The sequence below is a fragment of the Citrobacter sp. Cb023 genome, from assembly GCF_030336805.1.
Lineage (GTDB): Bacteria > Pseudomonadota > Gammaproteobacteria > Enterobacterales > Enterobacteriaceae > Citrobacter > Citrobacter braakii.
This window is the reverse complement of sequence record NZ_JAOWCV010000038.1, coordinates 514272-535612: the sequence shown is the minus strand read 5'-3', so window position 1 is coordinate 535612 and position 21341 is coordinate 514272. Positions and strand designations below refer to the sequence as shown.

The following is a 21341-nucleotide window of genomic DNA, read 5'->3' as shown; positions in this document are numbered from 1 at the left end:
AGCGAAGATGAGTACACTTGAACCTCCGGCGCGCGTGGATAACGTGGGGCGTTTCACGCTGTTTATGTCGCGGCTGCAAATGAAGCACGGTCGCAAGCTGGTCATCGCGCTGCCGTATGTGTGGCTGATGCTCCTGTTTCTGCTGCCATTTCTGATCGTCTTCAAAATCAGTTTGGCTGAAATGGCGCGGGCTATTCCGCCGTATACCGACCTCATTTCATGGGCTGACGACCAGTTATCCATCACCCTCAATTTAGGCAATTTCCTGCAACTGACGGACGATCCGCTCTATTTTGATGCGTACCTGCAATCTTTGCAGGTAGCGGGGATTTCGACTGTCTGTTGCCTGTTGTTGGGATATCCGCTGGCATGGGCGGTCGCGCACAGCAAACCCTCGACACGCAATATTCTGTTGCTGCTGGTGATCCTGCCGTCCTGGACGTCATTTTTGATTCGCGTATACGCCTGGATGGGGATCCTGAAAAATAACGGTGTCCTGAACAACGTTCTGATGTGGCTGGGCGTTATCGACCAACCGTTGACGATTCTGCACACCAATCTGGCGGTCTATATCGGTATTGTTTACGCCTATTTGCCCTTTATGGTGCTGCCGATTTATACCGCGCTGACGCGTATTGATTACTCGCTGGTGGAAGCGGCACTGGATTTAGGCGCCCGACCGTTAAAAACCTTCTTTAGCGTGATCGTGCCGTTGACCAAGGGCGGGATTATTGCCGGGTCAATGCTGGTGTTTATCCCGGCGGTTGGGGAGTTTGTGATCCCGGAACTGCTGGGCGGCCCGGACAGCATCATGATTGGGCGTGTGCTTTGGCAGGAGTTTTTCAATAACCGTGACTGGCCGGTGGCTTCTGCCGTCGCCATTATTATGCTGCTGTTACTGATTGTGCCGATCATGTGGTTCCATAAATATCAGCAAAAAAGCGTGGGGGAACACGGATGAATAACTTACCGGTCGTTCGCTCGCCGTGGCGTATTTTTATCCTGGTACTGGGTTTTACCTTCCTGTACGCGCCGATGCTGATGTTGGTTATCTATTCGTTTAACAGCTCCAAGCTGGTGACGGTCTGGGCGGGGTGGTCAACGCGTTGGTATGGTGAGCTTTTCCACGATAGCGCGATGATAAGCGCCGTGGGCATGAGCTTAACGATTGCCGCCTGCGCTGCGACGATGGCGGCAATTCTCGGTACCATCGCCGCCGTGGTGATGGTGCGCTTTGGTCGTTTTCGTGGATCAAATGGTTTCGCCTTTATGATTACCGCACCGCTGGTGATGCCGGATGTCATTACCGGTTTGTCGCTGCTGCTGCTGTTTGTGGCTTTGGCGCACGCCATCGGCTGGCCAGCGGATCGCGGTATGTTGACCATCTGGCTGGCGCACGTCACATTCTGTACAGCGTACGTGGCGGTAGTGATTTCCTCGCGTTTACGCGAACTGGATCACTCCATTGAGGAAGCGGCGATGGATCTTGGCGCCACGCCGCTGAAGGTCTTTTTCGTCATCACGCTGCCGATGATTATGCCGGCGGTGATCTCAGGGTGGTTACTGGCCTTTACGCTGTCGCTCGATGACCTGGTCATTGCCAGTTTTGTCTCTGGTCCTGGCGCCACAACGTTACCCATGCTGGTGTTCTCCAGCGTACGTATGGGGGTCAATCCGGAGATCAACGCGCTGGCGACGTTGATACTTGGCGTAGTAGGAATTATCGGATTTATCGCGTGGTATCTGATGGCGCGAACAGAAAAACAACGGATTCGCGATATCCAACGTGCAAGACGCGGCTGAAAAAACTAAAATCTGCCAACCTGTCTATACGGCGCAGCTGCGGTGGCTGCGCCGTTTTCATGGAAGACGACGCGTTGGGATTTTTTAAGAAATCATCCACATCACATGCCCGTTTAAACGTCCCTACTTTAGTGCAGGTGGCGGCGCTGGCTATTATCATGATCCGCTGTCTCGATCTGTTGATGATTTTTAATACGCTCGGGTTTCGCGGAACCAGCGAGTTTATTCATCGCAGCGTCCAGACCTGGAATTTGACGCTGGTGTTTCTGGGTAGCCTGGTGCTGCTGTTTATCGAAATTTACTGCGCATTTTCGCTGGTTAAAGGTCGGAACTGGGCACGCTGGGTCTATCTACTGACCCAGATTATCGCCAGCGTCTATCTGTGGGCGGCCTCATTGGGCTATGGATATCCGGAACTGTTCAGTATTGCGGGAGAGTCCAGACGTGAAATCCTGCATACGCTGGTAATGCAAAAATTACCGGATATGCTGGTGTTGCTACTGCTGTTTGTTCCTGCGTCCAGCAGGCGGTTCTTCCGCTTGCAATAACGTGTATAATCTTCGCCCCCTGTTAATTTTTAGGTTTTTGTATGCAGTGCGCACTTTATGACGCCGAACGCTGCCGCTCTTGTCAGTGGATAACGCAGCCTGTCGCCGATCAACTCTTCGCCAAAACAGCCGATCTGCAGAATCTGCTGGCCGCTTATCCGGTCGGAGAATGGTGCGCGCCGGTCAGCGGCCCGGAGAGCGCTTTTCGTAATAAAGCCAAAATGGTGGTCAGCGGCAGCGTGGAAAAACCGTTGCTGGGGATGTTGCATCGTGACGGTACGCCGGAGGATTTGTGCGAGTGTCCGCTCTATCCTGAGTCTTTTGCGCCGGTGTTTGCCGCACTTAAACCGTTTATCGCCCGTGCGGGGTTGACGCCCTATAACGTGGCGCGCAAACGCGGGGAGCTGAAATATCTGCTGTTAACGGAAAGCCGGTTTGATGGCGGTATGATGCTGCGTTTTGTTCTGCGCTCCGATGCGAAACTGGCACAACTGCGTACGGCGCTGCCATGGTTACAGGCGCAGCTTCCGCAGTTAAAAGTGATCACCGCCAATATTCAACCTGTGCATATGGCGATTATGGAAGGGGAGAGCGAAATCTTCCTGACGGAACAACAGGCGCTGGCTGAACGCTTTAACGATGTGCCATTGTGGATACGCCCACAGAGCTTCTTCCAGACCAACCCAGTCGTGGCTGGGCATTTATATGCCACGGCGCGCGACTGGGTTCGTCAGCTTCCGGTTAATCACATGTGGGATCTGTTTTGCGGCGTCGGGGGTTTTGGTTTGCACTGCGCCACGCCGCAGATGAAACTGACGGGTATTGAAATTGCGCCAGAGGCCATTACCTGTGCGAAACAGTCGGCGCAGGAGCTTGGGTTGCAGAATCTGCATTTTCAGGCGCTGGATTCAACCCAGTTTGCTACCGCGCAGGGAGAAGTGCCGGACCTGGTGCTGGTGAATCCGCCTCGTCGGGGGATTGGGAAGCCGCTGTGCGATTTTCTTTCCCGCATGGCGCCGCGTTTTATCGTTTACTCCAGCTGTAATGCACAAACCATGGCAAAGGATATCCGCGAGTTGCCTGGTTATCGCATTGAACGCGTCCAACTTTTTGATATGTTCCCACATACCGCGCATTACGAAGTGTTAACTCTGCTCAGCCGACAATAACCGACATGCCTGATAGCGTGACGCTTATCAGGCAAATGCAACATGCGAAAAAAAAGCCCGTACTTACGTACGAGCTCTTTCTCGAATATGGCGGTGAGGGGGGGATTGACTCGCTTCGCTCGCCCTTCGGGCAGTCTGTTCGCTGCGCTCTCAGTCTGTCCAACTGGCTGCGCCAGTGGTCGAACCCCGGTCGGGGCTTCTCATCCCCCCGCAGGCGTGCAACATGCGAAAAAAAGCCCGTACTTGCGTACGAGCTCTTTCTCGAATATGGCGGTGAGGGGGGGATTGACTCGCTTCGCTCGCCCTTCGGGCAGCCCGTTCGCTGCGCTCTCAGTCTGTCCAACTGGCTGCGCCAGTTGTCGACCCCCGGTCGGGGCTTCTCATCCCCCCGCAGGCGTGCAACATGCGAAAAAAAAGCCCGTACTTACGTACGAGCTCTTTCTCGAATATGGCGGTGAGGGGGGGATTCGAACCCCCGATACGTTGCCGTATACACACTTTCCAGGCGTGCTCCTTCAGCCACTCGGACACCTCACCATATTGTATTGCTGCCTGACCGCTTGGGGGGCAACGGGGCGCTACTATAGGGAGTTGCGCTAAAACGGTCAAGCAGAATTTACGTGTTAACTCTCGTTTGGTTACGCAATGTACATATTCCTCCGCCCGGACAGGCGCGGAGAATATGATTAGCGCTGAGAGTCCAGTTTTTCGCCGTTGGTCACGACTTCCTGGGCCTTGCTATAGCTCTCGATCAGCAACTGATAAGCCGGGAAGATTTTGGTATACACTTCCGCCCATTCAGCGGCGTCTTCACGGTTCCATGTCCCCTGAATTTCAGAAGCGACGGCGGCGGTATCCATCGGTATCACACCAGCCTGAACAACACGTGCCAGGGTGATTTCCTGCGCCATTTTGCTGTAAGTACCGGAAGCATCGATCACTGCGAAGACCTTGTAGCCCTCAGCAACCGCGCTGATGGCCGGGAAAGCCATGCACACGCTGGTGATCGTACCGGCGATAATCAGCGTCTTACGACCCGTAGCTTTGACCGCTTTCACGAAGTCTTCGTTATCCCAGGCGTTGATTTCGCCTTTACGTGCTACGTATTGGGCATGTGGCGCATTGGCATGGATCTCTGGGATCAACGGGCCGTTAGGCCCCTGCGGTACCGACGCCGTGGTAATTACCGGCATCTTCGCCAGGGTTGCAATTTTAGCCAGCGCGGCGGCACGCGCACGCAGTTCCGGCATTGGCATATCGCCGACGGTCTGGAACAGCCCACTCTGATGATCGATAAGCAGCATGACGGAATCATTCACATCGATGACCGGGCGTGAACCATTAAAGTTTGCAGGACTGGACATATTCTTCTCCTTCGATTCAGATTTGGCCAAAGCGGCCGGAGTTAAAATCGCGGACGGCTTCAGCGATTTCTTGTTTCGTATTCATCACAAACGGACCGTAACCTACAATCGGCTCGTTCAACGGTTCGCCAGACAGCAGCAGCACGCTGGCGTCGCTGGTGGCTTCAATGTGTAGCGTTTTTCCCTGCTGGCTTAGCACTACCAGTTGTGCTTCGCTGGCAGGTGTGGTGCCGTTTACGGTGATATTCCCTTTTAATACCACCAGAGCGGTGCTCCACCCTTCAGACTGGGACAACGTCAGCGGATGATTACGTTGCAGGCGCATATCCCAGACGTTCAGCGGTGAAAAGGTGTGTGCCGGGCCTTTCGTATCCTGATAGCTGCCCGCGATCACGCGAACACTGCCTGCATCATCGGGCAAGGCGACGGTGGGAATAACATCGCTGCTGATGCCCTGATAACCCGGTACGGCCATTTTGTCTTTTGCCGGCAGATTGACCCACAGTTGCACCATTTCCAGTTCACCGCCCTGACGGGTAAATTCCGGGGAGTGGAACTCTTCGTGTAATATTCCTGCACCGGCGGTCATCCACTGCACATCGCCAGGGCCGATAATGCCGCCGCGACCGGTTGAATCACGGTGTTCAACTTCGCCGCTGTAAACGATAGTCACCGTCTCAAAACCGCGGTGAGGGTGTTCACCTACGCCGCGTTTTTCGTTACCCGGCGTGAACGTATGCGGACCCGCGTAATCAAGCAGCAGGAACGGGCTTAATTGCTCAGCATGAGACTGGTAAGAGAACATCGAGCGAACCGGAAATCCATCGCCAACCCAGTGTGGGCGAGGTGCGGTGTAGACGCCTGTTACTTGTTTCATATGTGTCTCCTCAGTGGCGTTGTTTTGATGTAAATAAGCTTATATTCATGACAGCGAGCTGAGTAGTAGCTAAAATAGCTCTCACTGTCTCAAAAATAGGCCAATGAAATGGCAAGGCCGGATCTCAATGATTTTGCATGGTTTGTGCATGTTGTAGAGGAAGGGGGATTCGCGGCGGCGGGTCGGGCGCTTGATGAACCAAAATCAAAACTGAGCCGACGAATAGCGCAACTCGAAGAGAGGCTGGGGGTACGACTGATTCAGCGAACCACCCGGCAATTTAACGTGACTGAAGTCGGGCAAACCTTTTACGAACACTGTAAGGCGATGCTGGTGGAGGCGCAGGCGGCGCAGGATGCCATTGCCGCGTTACAGGTTGAACCGCGTGGCGTTGTGAAGCTGACTTGTCCTGTCACATTGCTGCATGTGCATATCGGGCCAATGCTTGCCCGTTTTATGGCACGTTATCCTGACGTATCAGTACAACTGGAGGCCACTAACCGTCGTGTTGACGTCGTTGGAGAAGGTCTGGATGTGGCGATTCGCGTCAGACCTCGGCCATTTGAGGATAGCGACCTGGTGATGCGCGTCCTGGCGGACAGAGGACATCGCTTGTATGCCAGCCCGCAGTTAATTGAGCAGATGGGGGCGCTACACTCTCCGGCAGAGCTGACCCGTTGGCCAGGTTTGAGTCTGGCCTCTGGTAAACATGTGCATCGTTGGGAGTTATTCGGCCCGCAGGGCGCCCGGGCGGAGGTGCATTTCACGCCGCGTATGATCACCACCGATATGCTGGCGTTACGCGAAGCCGCAGTCGCCGGCGTAGGTGTTGTTCAACTTCCACAGTTGATGGTAAAAGATCAATTAGCTGCGGGTGAGTTGGTGGCGTTGCTCGACGGTTGGGAACCTAAGCGAGAAATTATCCACGCAGTCTTTCCATCACGCAGGGGATTATTACCGTCAGTGCGCGCATTAGTGGATTTCTTAACGGAAGAATATGCGCGGATGATTGAGGATTAAATACCAGGCTTCAGCCCACAAAAAAGGCCGGTTAAACCGACCTTTTATTATCTGGACGCCATTCGGGCGTTAAAAACAATCAGCGACTACGGAAGACAATGCGGCCTTTGCTCAGGTCGTACGGGGTCAGCTCAACAGTCACTTTGTCGCCCGTCAGGATGCGGATATAGTTTTTACGCATTTTACCGGAGATGTGTGCAGTAACCACGTGACCGTTTTCTAACTCTACGCGGAACATGGTATTAGGTAACGTATCGAGAACGGTACCCTGCATTTCAATATTGTCTTCTTTGGCCATCTAATCCTCTGGGGTATCACTACCGTAATTTGAACCGGCAAGATAATGCCGAAGTTCTTTTAATAAGTAAAGATTTGTGCGTTTAAAACACAGCAAATCGGGTTTGGCGCATTACTCTATCCACACACGGCAAAGCCGCACTTAAAGCGCAACGTGTAAGGGAACGAGGAGATAAACGATAGGCGTTGCCTGACGCGAACTGTTCCTTAACGGCGGCGGGGTAATGGGCTAAACCAACTCTGCGCGACAATTATAACACCCCGACAAAAAATGTGCCGAAAACATTCACTCCTGAGGTGAAAATAACGTCCTGGGAATCCAGAAATGGCTCGGTAGCCGCTGCTGGCGCAGTCTGCTCAGGTGCTCAAGGTACTCCCGACGCGGTGTTTCGACGGCGCCCAGCGAGGCTGTGTGGCTATTTAATACCTGGCAGTCGATTAATTTTCCGCCCTGACGGATAAATTCAGCGCAAAAAACAAGCAGTGCGGTTTTGGACGCATTTTCCTGACGGCTGAACATCGATTCGCCACAAAACAGCGTACCTTGCGCCACGCCATACATACCGCCCACTAATTCATTTTGTCGCCACACCTCAATTGAGTGGGCATGCCCCAGTTCGTGCAGGCGATGGTAAGCATCCACCACATCATGCGTTATCCAGGTGCCTTCTTCCCGGTCATTCGCGCAGCCTTCAATCACCTGACCAAACGCGTAATTGAGCGTCACGCGATAAGGCGAATTTTTATGAAAGCGTTTCATGCTGCGGCTGAGGTGAAATTTCTCGGGCCAAAGAATGGCGCGCGGATCGGGCGACCACCAAAGGATGGGGTCGCCAGGTGAAAACCATGGGAAAATACCGCGCTGATAAGCCATCAGCAGGCGGGCAGGGCTGAGATCGCCGCCAAGCGCCAATAAACCGTTAGGCTCGCGTAAAGCGCCTTCCGGTGAAGGGAAGGCTATGGAATGGCGGGACAGTTGCACCAGGCGCATGACAGCGAAACTCCACTACGCGAGTTTGATCGTTCAATAATAGCTTACAGACGTTGCTTAAACTGGTAATAACGCCCCTGCCTGGCTAACAGATCTGCGTGATTACCTTGCTCAATAATTTGTCCGTTGTCCATTACTATTATTTGATCAAAACGTGACAGCCCACGCAGACGATGTGTAACCATTAATACGGTTTTGTTGCGCATGACATCGCTAATTAATTCAAGCATTTGACTTTCCGTTGTGGCATCCAACCCTTCGGTGGGTTCATCCAGCAGCATCAGCGGAGCATCGTGCAATAAGGCGCGGGCGATAGCCAGACGACGGAGCTCGCCGCCAGAAAGCTGACGACCGCCTTCGCCCAGCCATGCGTTGAGTCCATCATCCTCAAGCAGTTTGTCCAGACCGACGCGGCACAACATCGCGGCTAATGCGTCATCGCCGGCGTGCGGTGCCGCCAGCAACAGGTTATCGCGAAGCGTAGCGCTGAACAGATGCACGCGCTGTGGCACGACGCTGATACTCTGGCGCAGCGTGGCTTCACTAAGGGTCGCAATCGGCTGTTCGTTAATCAGGAGCTCGCCACTCTGCGGATCCCATGCGCGGGTTAACAATTGCAATAACGTTGACTTACCACAGCCGGTGCGACCGAGAATCGCAATGTGTTCACCGGGGTTGGCCTGCAGGGAAAGTGTATCGAGCGCCTTTTGCGCCTGTCCTGGATAGCTGAATGATACATCGCGTAGCGTAAGGGTTACCTGCTCTGAAACCGAGGAACCCGCATCCGGGAAGGTCACTTCTGGCTGCTGTTCGGTCAGTTCGGTGATGCGCAGCGCAGAGGCAATAACCTGGCCGAGATGTTGAAATGCGCCGGTGACAGGCGCTAACGCTTCGAACGCGGCTAGCGCACAGAAGACAAACAGCGCGATCAATGCGCCTGGCTGGGTGTTACCGCCCACGCCGCCTGAGGCCATCCATAGCATCATAATCACTGCCAGCGCGCCGACTAACAGCATGACCGCCTGCGACAACGCCGTTAATTCAGACTGGCGTCTCTGGGCTTCGTGCCACTGCAGCTCGGTGGCTTCCATTTGAGCGCGGTAGCGTTCACTGGCGCCAAAAATGGTCAATTCAGCCTGGCCCTGTAGCCATGAGGTTAACTGCTGACGATATTGCCCACGCAGATGCGTCAGACTTTGTCCGGTGCTTTTGCCTGCCTGATAAAAGAGTGGGGGCAGAATAAATAAGGTCAGCAGCATAATACCGCCGAGGGTGATAGCCAGCGTGAAATCGAGAACGCTTAGCCCCAGCGTGACCACCATGATGACGACAAAAGCCCCTACCAGCGGGGAGATCACGCGCAAGTACAGATGATCGAGCGTGTCGACATCAGCCACCACGCGGTTAAGTAATTCACCCTGTCCATAGCGGGACAGGCCCGCAGGAGAGAGCGGCAGCAGTTTGCTGAAGGTATAAATACGCAAATGCTGCAGCACACGGAATGTTGCGTCATGGCTGACCAGTCGTTCGAAATAACGCCCCGCGGTGCGGGTGATCGCTGCGCCGCGTACGCCTGCGGCAGGGAGCATATAGTTAAAGCTGTAAATCCCGGTGACGCCAACCACCGCAGAAGCCGACAGGAACCAACCTGAAAGCGTCAGTAAGCCAATACTTGCCAGCAGCGTGACGATCGCCAGAACGATCCCCAGCGTTAACATCCATTTGTGACGTTTATACAGCGTCAGATAAGGTAGCAAAGCGCGCATTTAGATGTCCTCCTGACGATGAGCCAGTAATGTCGCAAAAGCCCCGTTGGCTGAGCTAAGTTCGGTCCAGGTACCTTGTTCAACGATCTGTCCGTCCTGCATCACCCAGATAGCGTCCCAGTCAGCAAGATCTTCCAACTGGTGCGTCACCATCAGCGTGGTCTGGCGGCGAGATGCCGCGTTCAACGCCTGCATCACGCGTTGTTCGCTGTGCGCATCAAGGCTGGCGGCGGGTTCGTCCAGCAGCAGTAACTGACAAGGATTGAGTAAGGCACGAGCAACGGCAACGCGCTGCGCTTGCCCGACGGAAAGTCGGGCCGCCTGATCGCCTACTGGCGTATCCACGCCCTGCGGCAGCAGCGGTAAAAACTCGCTGACCCAGGCGCTGTCGAGTGCGGCTTGTAGCTGTTCTTCGCTGGCATCGGGGCGAGCCAGCAGAACGTTTTCGCGTAACGTGGCGGCAGGAAGCTGCGGATTTTGCCCGACCCATGACAGCTGTTTACGCCAGGAATCAGGTGACAGGTCGCGAAGTTCAAAGCCGTTAATGCGCAGCGATCCCCGATAAGAGAGGAAACCGGACAGGACATTAAGCAGCGAACTTTTACCGGAACCGCTACGTCCAACCAGCACCGCGCGTTGACCGGCTGCCAGGGTAAAGTTGAGCGGGCCGGCCAGCACTTTACCTTCCGGCGAAGTGATAATCAGATCGTGTGCCTCAAGTGAAACGGCGTCTTTCGTCGCCAGCTCAATGTCGCCACGCTCTGGATGAGCCAGCGGGGTTTCCATGAAGTTTTTCAGACTATCAGCTGCACCCACGGCTTGCGCTTTGGCGTGATAAAACGTGCCCAGATCGCGCAGGGGCTGGAAAAACTCCGGCGCCAGAATGAGCGCGAGGAAGCCTGCTGCCAGCGTGACGCCTGTCCCGTAGTGGCCGAAATCGAGTTCTCCGAGGTAGGAAAAACCGAAGTAAACCGCCACCAGCGCAATAGACAGAGAGGTAAAGAACTCAAGGACACCGGATGACAGGAACGCCAGGCGCAGGACTTCCATGGTGCGCTGGCGGAAATCTTGCGACGCAGCGCGGATGCTTTCCGTTTCGGCTTCACCGCGACCAAATATTCTTAGCGTTTCCATGCCCCGCAGACGATCGAGGAAATGACCGCTGAGGCGGGCAAGAGCCTGAAAATTGCGGCGGTTAGCATCGGCAGCGCCCATTCCGACCATTGCCATAAATAACGGGATCAGCGGGGCTGTTCCGAGCAGAATAAGGGCGGCTACCCAGTTTGACGGGAATACCGCCGCCACAATCAATAATGGGACGCATACGGCCAGCGCCATTTGCGGCAGATAACGTGCATAGTAATCATGCATATCGTCAATCTGCTCCAGGATCAGCGTGGCCCAGCTCCCGGCCGGTTTGCCCTGTATCCAGGCCGGACCTGCCTGTTGCAGACGGTCAAGCACCTGGCGGCGAATTTCAAAGCGAATATGTTGCCCTGCGTGAAACCCGACCCGTTCGCGTAACCAGACGACCCATGCCCGCAGGATGAAAATCAATACCAGCACGATGAACGGAAGCAGTAGCGCCTCTCGGGGAATGTTGGCCATGATCATATGGTCCAGAATGCGGGCCATGAGCCAGGCCTGAGCGACGATTAACAGACCACTCACGAACCCCAACAGGCGTGAAATGTTCAGCCATCGTTGGGAAATTACACTTTGCTGTTTTAACCAGCGGGTCAGCTCTTTTTGACGGGTTTTATTCATTGCACGCTTAGCAGGTGAGTTATTGGAATTTTTGGGCAGGGCAATGTTACAACGAGGCAAAAATAAAGGCGACTTATAGTCGCCTTTTTTACTTTTGTTACTGATTTGTAAAACTTATTTGCAAGCGTCCGCCAGACCGTCGAGATAACGTTCTGCATCAAGCGCGGCCATACAGCCCGTGCCCGCAGAGGTGATCGCCTGGCGATAAATATGATCCATCACGTCACCGGCTGCGAAGACCCCCGGAATGCTGGTTTGTGTGGCATTACCGTGAATACCGGACTGAACTTTGATGTAGCCGTTTTCCAGTTCAAGCTGACCGTCGAAAATGGCGGTATTCGGGCTGTGACCGATAGCGACAAACAATCCGGCAACGTCAAGTGACTCCACATTGTCAGTGTTTTGCGTATCGCGCAGGCGCAGCCCGGTTACGCCCATTTGATCACCGGTTACTTCTTCCAGCGTGCGGTGGGTGTGCAGCACGATGTTGCCGTTTTCAACTTTATCCATCAAACGCTTGATGAGAATTTTCTCAGCGCGGAAACTGTCGCGACGGTGAATCAAATGCACTTCAGATGCGATATTCGCCAGATACAGCGCTTCTTCAACCGCAGTGTTGCCACCGCCAATCACCGCAACTTTTTGGTTACGGTAGAAGAAACCGTCGCAGGTTGCGCAGGCGGAAACGCCGCGGCCTTTGAATGCTTCTTCTGAAGGCAGGCCCAGGTAACGTGCTGATGCGCCGGTAGCGATGATCAGTGCGTCACAGGTGTACTCTCCGCTATCGCCGGTCAGACGGAAAGGGCGGTTTTGCAGATCAACTTTGCTGATGTGATCAAAAATGATTTCTGTATCAAATTTGGTCGCATGTTCGTGCATACGCTCCATCAGCAGCGGGCCAGTGAGATCGTGCGGATCGCCAGGCCAGTTTTCCACTTCTGTTGTTGTGGTCAGTTGACCACCTTTTTCCATACCGGTAATCAGTACCGGTTGCAGGTTAGCGCGTGCAGCGTAGACCGCAGCGGTATATCCCGCAGGGCCTGAGCCCAGAATAAGAAGTTTACTGTGTTTGGTTGCGCCCATGAGATCCCCATTGTTGTTGGCAGGCAATGAGCAGGATTGTAGGGAATTTATAGGCGTAAAAAAAGAGTATGGCGATTTTGTTAACAATTTGTGTAATAGCAGAAACCGATGAGCGGGGGAATAAGTCGTAATACTATAACGATTTCTACTAAAAATCGGTCAGTTATAAGGTGATAAAATGACGATTTTCCATCACTGCGAATGAATAACTGGCATGTTGTACTAAAAATCGATGTTTTGCTTTGACAATCACCTGCTGTTTTGCGAAAACAGTCAAGGAAGAAAAAAAATGTGTCATGTATGTGCTGCATAATCATGCATGTAGATACCATGTTTACCGTGTTAGCGAAATCTACGCATGGTGTGGACAGATGCCATTCGTGATGTCGATAGCCGCCGACAGGCAACGGTCTTCTCACCATAAGCCCAGGCATTACAAACCGAAAATCCCTCTGGGTTGCGGTTTATTTTGATGGGTAGCGACTCTGAACAGTGATGTTGGTAGAGTCAGGCAGGAGTAGGGAAGGAATACAGAGAGACAATAATAATGGTAGATAGTAAGAAGCGCCCTGGCAAAGATCTCGACCGTATCGATCGTAACATTCTTAATGAGCTGCAAAAGGATGGGCGTATTTCTAACGTCGAGCTTTCTAAACGTGTGGGACTTTCACCAACGCCCTGCCTTGAGCGTGTGCGTCGGTTGGAAAGACAGGGTTTTATTCAGGGCTATACAGCGCTGTTAAACCCGCATTATCTGGATGCATCACTTCTGGTTTTTGTTGAGATTACTCTGAATCGTGGCGCCCCGGATGTGTTTGAGCAATTTAACTCTGCAGTACAAAAACTTGAAGAAATTCAAGAGTGTCATTTGGTTTCCGGTGATTTCGACTATTTGTTGAAAACACGCGTACCGGATATGTCGGCGTACCGTAAGCTGTTGGGGGAAACCCTGCTGCGTCTGCCTGGCGTGAATGACACACGTACTTATGTCGTAATGGAAGAAGTCAAACAGAGCAATCGTCTGGTAATTAAGACGCGCTAACACGGAACAGGTGCAAAATCGACGCAGTTTGATTACACTCCTGTTAATCCATACAGCAACAGTGCCGGGGCAACCCGGTGCTGTTGTCCGTTTTAGCATCGGGCAGGAAAAGCCTGAAACCTGGAGAGCCGTTTTTGAGCCAGGAATACACTGAAGACAAAGACGTCACATTGACGAAGTTAAGCAGCGGGCGCCGACTCCTGGAAGCGCTACTGATCCTTATTGCCCTTTTTGCCGTCTGGTTGATGGCTGCCTTACTCAGCTTTAACCCTTCGGATCCCAGTTGGTCGCAAACCGCGTGGCACGAACCTATCCATAATCTGGGGGGAATACCCGGAGCATGGCTGGCAGACACACTGTTCTTTATTTTTGGCGTCATGGCCTACACCATTCCCGTCATCATTGTCGGCGGCTGCTGGTTTGCATGGCGACACCAGGCCAGCGACGAATACGTCGATTATTTTGCCGTTTCGCTGCGTATTATTGGCGTTCTGGCGCTGATCCTTACCTCCTGCGGGCTTGCCGCAATCAATGCCGATGACATTTGGTATTTCGCCTCTGGCGGCGTGATCGGCAGCCTGCTCAGCACCACGTTGCAACCATTACTGCACAGTAGCGGCGGTACGCTGACGCTATTGTGCATTTGGGCTGCGGGATTAACGCTGTTTACCGGCTGGTCATGGGTGAGCATTGCGGAAAAACTGGGTGGCTGGTTACTCAATATCCTGACGTTTGCCAGCAACCGTACCCGCCGCGACGATACCTGGGTCGATGACGAAGAATATGAAGATGAAGATGAGTCTTTCGACGCCGCTGATGGCAAACCTCATGAATCGCGTCGGGCGCGTATTCTGCGCGGTGCGTTAGCGCGCCGTAAGCGTCTGGCGGAGAAATTTACCAACCCGCTTGGCCGTCATACTGATGCTGCGCTGTTTTCCGGCAAACGCATGGATGATGAAGACGAAATTGAATACAGCGCTCGTGGCGTTGTTGCCGATCCTAACGATGTGCTGTTCTCCGGTAATCGTGCGACGCTGCCTGAATATGACGAACTTGACCCACTGCTGAATGGCCATTCGGTGACAGAGCCAGTTGCCGCCGCAGCGGCAGCGACAACGGCAGCTCAGGCCTGGAGCGCACCGGTTGATCCGCTGCTGCAAACATCGCCAGTGACCAATACGGTTATGGAACAACCGGCCCCAGCCGTAGCCTGGCAAGCCGTGCCTGGTCCGCAAACCGGTGATGCGGTGATTGCGCCAGCGCCTGAGGGTTATCCTCAGCCAGCTCACTACGCACAGCCACCGGTGCAGCAGCAGTATGAACCATGGCAGCAGCCGGTTGTGGAGGAGAGTCCGCAGCCGCAGGAATTTACCGCGGAGCACAACTGGCAGCCGGAACCTGCTTATCAGCCGGAGCCCGTGCAGCAACCTGTTTATCAGCCGGAATCAACCTTTCAACAAAACGCTGCGCTCCAGCAGCCTGCGGTTGAACAACCGCCTGTAGTGGAACCTGAGCCGGTAGTTGAAGAGGTTAAACCGACTCGTCCGCCACTCTACTATTTTGAAGAAGTTGAAGAGAAACGTGCACGTGAGCGCGAGCAACTGGCCGCCTGGTATCAGCCGATTCCAGAGCCTGCTCAAGAGCCTGAACGTGTTAAGCCGTCTATGCCGACGGCAGCATCCATACCGCCCGTTGAGTCAGTTGCTGCCGCTGCCCCGCTGGCCGCTGGGGTGAAAAACGCCGCTTTAGGGGCGGGTGCGGCTGCCGCAGCTCCTGTCTTTAGTCTTGCGGGTAGCGGTGCACCGCGTCCACAGGTGAAAGAGGGGATTGGTCCGCAGTTACCGCGTCCGAATCGTGTGCGCGTGCCTACTCGTCGGGAGCTGGCGTCGTATGGCATAAAACTGCCGTCACAACGTATGGCTGAAGAGAAAGCGCGGGAAGAGCATCTTGATACAGATGCGTACAGTGACGAAGAAATTGACGCAATGCAGCAAGATGAGCTGGCGCGTCAGTTCGCCCAGTCGCAGCAGCACCGCTATGGCGAGGAGTATCAGGATGATGCCAGTCAGACTGATGATGATTCAGCTGCAGAAGCAGAACTGGCTCGCCAGTTTGCCTCTTCCCAGCAGCAGCGCTATTCCGGTGAACAGCCTGCCGGAGCGAATCCGTTCTCGCTTGATGACTTTGAATTTTCGCCAATGAAAACGCTGGTGGATGATGGTCCGCATGAGCCGCTATTTACTCCAGGCGTAATGCCGGAGCCTGCGCCGCAGTACCAGCAGCCTGTCGCACCGCAGCAGCATTACCAGCAGCCAGCGCAGCCAGTCGCACCGCAGCAGCATTACCAGCAGCCAGCGCAGCCTGTCGCACCACAACAGCATTACCAGCAACCGGCGCAGCCTGTCGCACCACAGCAGCATTATCAGCAGCCAGCGCAGCCAGTCGCACCGCAGCAGCATTATCAGCAGCCGGCGCAGCCTGTTACAGCGCCGCCGCAGGATAGCCTGATCCATCCGCTCCTGATGCGTAATGGCGACAGTCGTCCGGCGCACCGTCCAAGTACGCCGCTGCCATCGTTGGATCTGCTCACGCCGCCGCCGAGTGAGGTTGAGCCGATAGATACTTTCGCTCTGGAGCAAATGGCTCGTCTGGTGGAGGCTCGTCTGGCGGACTTCCGCATTAAAGCCGATGTGGTGAACTACTCACCTGGTCCGGTTATTACCCGCTTTGAGCTTAATCTTGCTCCTGGAGTTAAAGCGGCGCGTATTTCCAACCTGTCGCGAGATCTGGCGCGTTCATTGTCGACCGCAGCGGTACGCGTGGTCGAGGTAATTCCGGGCAAACCGTATGTCGGGCTGGAGTTACCCAACAAAAAACGTCAAACCGTTTATCTGCGCGAAGTGTTGGATAACGCCAAATTCCGTGATAACTCATCTCCGCTGACCGTGGTACTGGGTAAAGATATTGCGGGCGAACCGGTGGTTGCCGATCTGGCGAAAATGCCGCACCTGCTGGTGGCAGGGACAACCGGTTCCGGTAAGTCGGTTGGGGTGAACGCCATGATCCTCAGCATGTTATACAAGGCGCAGCCGGAAGACGTTCGCTTTATCATGATTGACCCGAAAATGCTGGAACTGTCGGTTTATGAAGGCATTCCGCATTTGCTGACTGAAGTTGTGACCGACATGAAAGATGCTGCCAACGCCCTGCGCTGGAGCGTCAATGAAATGGAACGTCGCTACAAGCTGATGTCGGCGCTTGGCGTGCGTAACCTTGCCGGTTATAACGAAAAAATTGCTGAAGCCGCCCGTATGGGACGTCCGATTCCGGACCCGTACTGGAAGCCGGGCGACAGTATGGATGTTCAGCATCCGGTGCTGGAAAAACTGCCGTATATTGTTGTGCTGGTGGATGAATTCGCCGACCTGATGATGACCGTGGGTAAAAAGGTGGAAGAACTGATTGCTCGTCTGGCGCAAAAAGCGCGTGCGGCGGGGATCCACCTGGTGCTGGCGACCCAGCGACCGTCGGTTGACGTTATCACTGGTCTGATTAAAGCGAACATCCCAACGCGTATCGCCTTTACCGTGTCCAGTAAAATTGACTCGCGTACCATCCTTGACCAGGGCGGAGCGGAATCGCTGTTGGGTATGGGTGACATGCTTTATTCCGCACCAAACTCAACGATCCCTGTGCGTGTACACGGCGCCTTTGTACGTGATGAAGAAGTTCACGCTGTGGTTCAGGACTGGAAAGCGCGCGGTCGTCCACAATACGTTGACGGCATAACGTCTGACAGCGAAAGCGAAGGCGGCGGTGGCGGCTTTGATGGTGGCGAAGAGTTGGATCCGCTGTTCGATCAGGCGGTAAACTTTGTCACCCAGAAACGCAAAGCCTCAATCTCCGGCGTCCAGCGTCAGTTCCGTATCGGTTACAACCGAGCGGCGCGTATCATCGAACAGATGGAAGCGCAGGGAATTGTCAGCGAGCAAGGGCATAATGGTAATCGTGAAGTGCTGGCTCCACCGCCCTTCGAATGATTGCAAAGTTAAGTAATTCAGTATTTTCTACTTTCCTCATGCTGATTTTTGGCCTGAAATGGATAGCAGAGGGATCTCCCCGTTGGGAGTGACGTATTTTGAGGAATAACAATGAAAAGAATCGCAATCACCTGTGCATTATTGTCGAGCTTTGTGGTGAGCAGCGTCTGGGCAGATGCTGCCAGCGACCTGAAAAGCCGCCTGGATAAAGTCAGTAGCTTCCATGCCAGTTTTACTCAGAAGGTCACGGACGGTAGCGGTGCGGCGGTGCAGGAAGGTCAGGGTGACTTATGGGTTAAACGTCCTAATCTGTTTAACTGGCATATGACGCAGCCTGACGAGAGCATCCTGGTTTCCGATGGTAAAACGCTGTGGTTCTTTAACCCGTTTGTTGAGCAGGCGACTGCGACATGGCTGAAAGACGCCACGGGCAACACGCCGTTTATGCTGATTGCACGTAACCAGGCCAGCGACTGGCAGCAGTACAATATTAAGCAAAATGGCGATGATTTCGTGCTGACGCCAAAAACCAGCAGCGGTAACCTTAAGCAGTTTACTATCAATGTTGGGCGTGACGGGACGATCCACCAGTTCAGCGCCGTTGAACAAGACGATCAGCGCAGCAGCTATCAGCTGAAATCTCAGCAGAATGGTGCGATTGAACCCTCTAAATTCACCTTTACCCCGCCGCAAGGTGTAACGGTTGACGATCAACGTAAGTAGAGGCGTGTGAGTGAGCAATCTGTCGCTCGACTTTTCTGATAATACTTTTCAGCCGCTGGCCGCGCGTATGCGGCCAGAAAATTTAGCGCAGTATATCGGCCAGCAGCATCTGCTGGCTGCGGGCAAACCCTTGCCGCGCGCCATTGAGGCCGGGCATCTGCACTCCATGATTTTATGGGGACCGCCGGGGACCGGGAAAACGACGCTTGCCGAAGTTATTGCCCGTTACGCCAACGCCGATGTCGAACGAATTTCGGCAGTTACGTCTGGCGTTAAAGAAATTCGTGAAGCGATTGAGCGTGCGCGTCAGAACCGTAACGCGGGTCGACGCACGATCCTGTTCGTGGACGAAGTTCACCGTTTTAATAAAAGCCAACAGGATGCGTTTTTACCGCATATTGAAGACGGTACCATTACGTTTATTGGCGCCACCACTGAAAACCCCTCGTTTGAGCTCAACTCGGCGCTGTTGTCGCGTGCACGCGTTTATCTACTGAAATCGTTAACTTCCGACGACATTGAACAGGTGCTGGACCAGGCGATGTCAGACAAAGCGCGTGGTTATGGCGGCCAGGATATTGTTCTGCCGCCAGAAACGCGTCGGGCTATTGCCGAACTGGTTAATGGTGACGCGCGGCGGGCGCTGAATACGCTGGAAATGATGGCCGATATGGCCGAAGTTGATGATTCCGGCAAGCGCGTATTGAAACCAGAATTGCTCACCGAAATTGCCGGTGAACGTAGTGCGCGTTTCGATAATAAAGGCGATCGTTTTTACGATCTCATCTCCGCATTACACAAGTCGGTACGTGGAAGCGCCCCAGATGCGGCGCTTTATTGGTATGCGCGAATTATTACCGCTGGTGGCGATCCGCTGTATGTTGCCCGTCGCTGTCTGGCGATTGCCTCAGAAGATGTCGGCAATGCCGATCCCCGCGCCATGCAGGTGGCGATTTCCGCATGGGACTGTTTTACCCGCGTGGGACCCGCGGAAGGCGAACGCGCGATTGCTCAGGCGATTGTTTATCTGGCCTGTGCGCCGAAGAGTAATGCGGTTTACACCGCCTTCAAAGCCGCGCTGTCTGATGCCCGCGAACGTCCGGATTACGACGTGCCGGTTCACCTGCGCAATGCGCCGACTAAGCTGATGAAAGAGATGGGCTACGGTCAGGAGTATCGTTATGCCCATGATGAGCCTAATGCCTATGCTGCCGGAGAAGAGTACTTCCCGCAGGAAATGGCACAAACGCGCTATTATCGCCCCACAAATAGAGGTCTTGAAGGCAAGATTGGCGAAAAGCTCGCCTGGCTCGCCGGACAGGATCAAAATAGCCCTATAAAACGCTACCGTTAGTGTTATCGTTGCGGTAATGTTGTCTCTGTATCCCTGTGACCGCAGGCTGTGGTCACTTTCTCCTATTTTAATTCGATAAGCACAGGATAAGCATGCTCGATCCCAATCTGCTGCGTAATGAGCCAGACGCAGTCGCAGAAAAACTGGCAAGCCGGGGCTTTAAGCTGGATGTAGATAAGCTGCGCGCTCTTGAAGAGCGTCGTAAAGTTCTGCAGGTACAAACTGAAAACCTGCAGGCAGAGCGTAACTCGCGATCGAAATCCATCGGCCAGGCAAAAGCGCGCGGGGAAGATATCGAGTCTTTACGTCTGGAAGTGAACAAACTGGGCGAAGAGCTGGATGCCGCGAAAGCTGAACTTGATACCTTACAGGCCGAGATCCGCGACATTGCGCTGACTATTCCTAACCTGCCAGCGGACGACGTTCCGGTGGGTAAAGATGAAAATGACAACGTCGAAGTCAGCCGCTGGGGTACTCCGCGTGAGTTTGATTTCGAAGTGCGCGATCACGTTACCCTGGGTGAAATGCACACGGGTCTTGATTTCGCCGCTGCGGTTAAGCTGACCGGCTCTCGTTTCGTGGTCATGAAAGGGCAGATTGCGCGTATGCACCGTGCGCTGTCTCAGTTCATGCTGGATCTGCATACTGAGCAGCATGGCTATAGCGAAAACTACGTCCCGTATCTGGTTAACCATGACACGCTGTACGGTACAGGCCAACTGCCGAAATTCGCTGGCGATCTGTTCCATACCCGTCCGCTGGATGAAGAAGCTGACAGCAGCAACTATGCGCTGATCCCAACAGCAGAAGTTCCGCTGACCAACCTGGTGCGCGACGAAATCATCGATGAAGATGCGCTGCCGATCAAAATGACTGCGCATACGCCGTGCTTCCGTTCTGAAGCAGGTTCTTACGGTCGTGACACGCGTGGTCTGATCCGTATGCACCAGTTCGATAAAGTTGAGATGGTGCAGATTGTTCGCCCGGAAGAGTCGATGGACGCGCTGGAAGAGATGACCGGCCATGCCGAGAAGGTCCTGCAACTGCTGGGTCTGCCGTATCGCAAAATCATCCTGTGCACTGGCGACATGGGCTTCGGCGCATGCAAAACTTACGATCTGGAAGTGTGGATCCCGGCGCAGAACACCTATCGCGAAATCTCCTCTTGCTCCAACGTGTGGGATTTCCAGGCTCGTCGTATGCAGGCGCGTTGCCGCAGCAAATCCGACAAAAAGACTCGTTTAGTGCATACTCTGAACGGTTCCGGTCTGGCGGTTGGGCGTACGCTGGTTGCGGTAATGGAAAACTATCAGCAGGCTGATGGCCGCATTCAGGTTCCGGAAGTATTACGTCCGTACATGAATGGCCTGGAATTCATCGGTTAAGTTACCTTTCTCTGCTAAAAAAGCGCCTCAGGGCGCTTTTTTTATGCCCGTTTGACGTCGGACAATAACGACTACTCCCATAGGGGTAATACTGACTTCGAATGAAAGTCAG

At 54.0% G+C, this 21341-nt stretch carries 17 protein-coding genes, 1 tRNA gene and 1 other RNA gene; 10 read left to right on the top strand and 9 right to left on the bottom strand.

The features are described 5' to 3' along the window. Positions 1 to 7: 7 nt before the first annotated feature. The 4 genes from potH to rlmC are packed head-to-tail and all read left to right on the top strand — an operon-like array spanning position 8 to position 3520. Positions 8 to 961 (top strand): putrescine ABC transporter permease PotH, encoded by a 954-nt coding sequence (potH, locus tag OGW44_RS16370; RefSeq protein ID WP_016152416.1) that lies wholly within the window; start codon positions 8 to 10, stop codon positions 959 to 961. Next, complete coding sequence (gene potI / locus OGW44_RS16365; RefSeq protein WP_016152417.1) at positions 958 to 1803, top strand: putrescine ABC transporter permease PotI; 846 nt, start codon at positions 958 to 960, stop codon at positions 1801 to 1803. The genes potH and potI overlap by 4 nt, the downstream gene beginning before the upstream one ends. Before the next feature lie 59 nt (positions 1804 to 1862). After that, entirely contained in the window at positions 1863 to 2351 is a 489-nt protein-coding gene (locus tag OGW44_RS16360; RefSeq protein ID WP_016152418.1) for a YbjO family protein, read from the top strand. A gap of 41 nt (positions 2352 to 2392) precedes the next feature. Then, positions 2393 to 3520, top strand: coding sequence for a 23S rRNA (uracil(747)-C(5))-methyltransferase RlmC (gene rlmC, locus OGW44_RS16355; protein WP_016156100.1), 1128 nt, complete (start codon positions 2393 to 2395; stop codon positions 3518 to 3520). An 88-nt stretch (positions 3521 to 3608) separates the two neighbouring features. On the opposite strand, the gene OGW44_RS16350 is transcribed toward rlmC, so the two are convergent. From OGW44_RS16350 to OGW44_RS16335, 4 genes are all read right to left on the bottom strand, one after another. Then, positions 3609 to 3745: non-coding RNA, RtT sRNA (locus OGW44_RS16350), on the bottom strand. A 224-nt stretch (positions 3746 to 3969) separates the two neighbouring features. After that, positions 3970 to 4057, bottom strand: a tRNA-Ser gene (locus OGW44_RS16345). A 149-nt stretch (positions 4058 to 4206) separates the two neighbouring features. Next, positions 4207 to 4884 carry an isochorismatase family protein gene (locus tag OGW44_RS16340; protein ID WP_016156101.1) on the bottom strand — a complete coding sequence of 226 codons (678 nt, stop codon included), beginning with the start codon at positions 4882 to 4884 and terminating at the stop codon, positions 4207 to 4209. Between the two features lie 16 nt (positions 4885 to 4900). Next, entirely contained in the window at positions 4901 to 5761 is an 861-nt protein-coding gene (locus OGW44_RS16335; protein ID WP_016156102.1) for a pirin family protein, read from the bottom strand. Positions 5762 to 5869: 108 nt separating this feature from the next. On the opposite strand from OGW44_RS16335, the gene OGW44_RS16330 reads away from it, so the two are divergent. Beyond that, on the top strand, positions 5870 to 6781 hold the full coding sequence (locus OGW44_RS16330) for a LysR family transcriptional regulator (protein WP_016156103.1): 912 nt from the start codon (positions 5870 to 5872) through the stop codon (positions 6779 to 6781). Between the two features lie 79 nt (positions 6782 to 6860). On the opposite strand, the gene infA is transcribed toward OGW44_RS16330, so the two are convergent. The 5 genes from infA to trxB form a co-directional block, all read right to left on the bottom strand. Next, positions 6861 to 7079, bottom strand: a complete 219-nt coding sequence (gene infA / locus OGW44_RS16325; protein ID WP_002211347.1) for a translation initiation factor IF-1 — start codon at positions 7077 to 7079, stop codon at positions 6861 to 6863. A 285-nt stretch (positions 7080 to 7364) separates the two neighbouring features. Then, complete coding sequence (aat, locus tag OGW44_RS16315) at positions 7365 to 8069, bottom strand: leucyl/phenylalanyl-tRNA--protein transferase (RefSeq protein ID WP_016152424.1); 705 nt, start codon at positions 8067 to 8069, stop codon at positions 7365 to 7367. Between the two features lie 44 nt (positions 8070 to 8113). Further along, entirely contained in the window at positions 8114 to 9835 is a 1722-nt protein-coding gene (cydC, locus tag OGW44_RS16310; RefSeq protein ID WP_049283208.1) for a heme ABC transporter ATP-binding protein/permease CydC, read from the bottom strand. Further along, entirely contained in the window at positions 9836 to 11602 is a 1767-nt protein-coding gene (gene cydD, locus OGW44_RS16305) for a heme ABC transporter permease/ATP-binding protein CydD (RefSeq protein WP_104651575.1), read from the bottom strand. It abuts the gene before it with no gap. 114 nt (positions 11603 to 11716) lie between these two features. Continuing rightward, positions 11717 to 12685, bottom strand: a complete 969-nt coding sequence (gene trxB, locus OGW44_RS16300) for a thioredoxin-disulfide reductase (protein WP_016152427.1) — start codon at positions 12683 to 12685, stop codon at positions 11717 to 11719. A 547-nt stretch (positions 12686 to 13232) separates the two neighbouring features. On the opposite strand from trxB, the gene lrp reads away from it, so the two are divergent. The 5 genes from lrp (at position 13233) to serS (ending at position 21229) form a co-directional block, all read left to right on the top strand. Then, complete coding sequence (lrp, locus tag OGW44_RS16295; protein WP_002439523.1) at positions 13233 to 13727, top strand: leucine-responsive transcriptional regulator Lrp; 495 nt, start codon at positions 13233 to 13235, stop codon at positions 13725 to 13727. A gap of 134 nt (positions 13728 to 13861) precedes the next feature. Then, a complete protein-coding gene (gene ftsK, locus OGW44_RS16290; protein WP_185654320.1) occupies positions 13862 to 17767 on the top strand; it encodes a DNA translocase FtsK in 3906 nt (1301 codons plus the stop codon). 111 nt (positions 17768 to 17878) lie between these two features. Then, positions 17879 to 18490 (top strand): outer membrane lipoprotein periplasmic chaperone LolA, encoded by a 612-nt coding sequence (lolA, locus tag OGW44_RS16285; RefSeq protein ID WP_003831898.1) that lies wholly within the window; start codon positions 17879 to 17881, stop codon positions 18488 to 18490. Between the two features lie 10 nt (positions 18491 to 18500). Next, on the top strand, positions 18501 to 19844 hold the full coding sequence (rarA, locus tag OGW44_RS16280; protein ID WP_016152429.1) for a replication-associated recombination protein RarA: 1344 nt from the start codon (positions 18501 to 18503) through the stop codon (positions 19842 to 19844). A 92-nt stretch (positions 19845 to 19936) separates the two neighbouring features. Continuing rightward, positions 19937 to 21229: a serine--tRNA ligase gene (gene serS, locus OGW44_RS16275; protein ID WP_049043013.1), complete on the top strand. Its 1293-nt coding sequence runs from the start codon at positions 19937 to 19939 to the stop codon at positions 21227 to 21229. Positions 21230 to 21341: the final 112 nt, after the last annotated feature.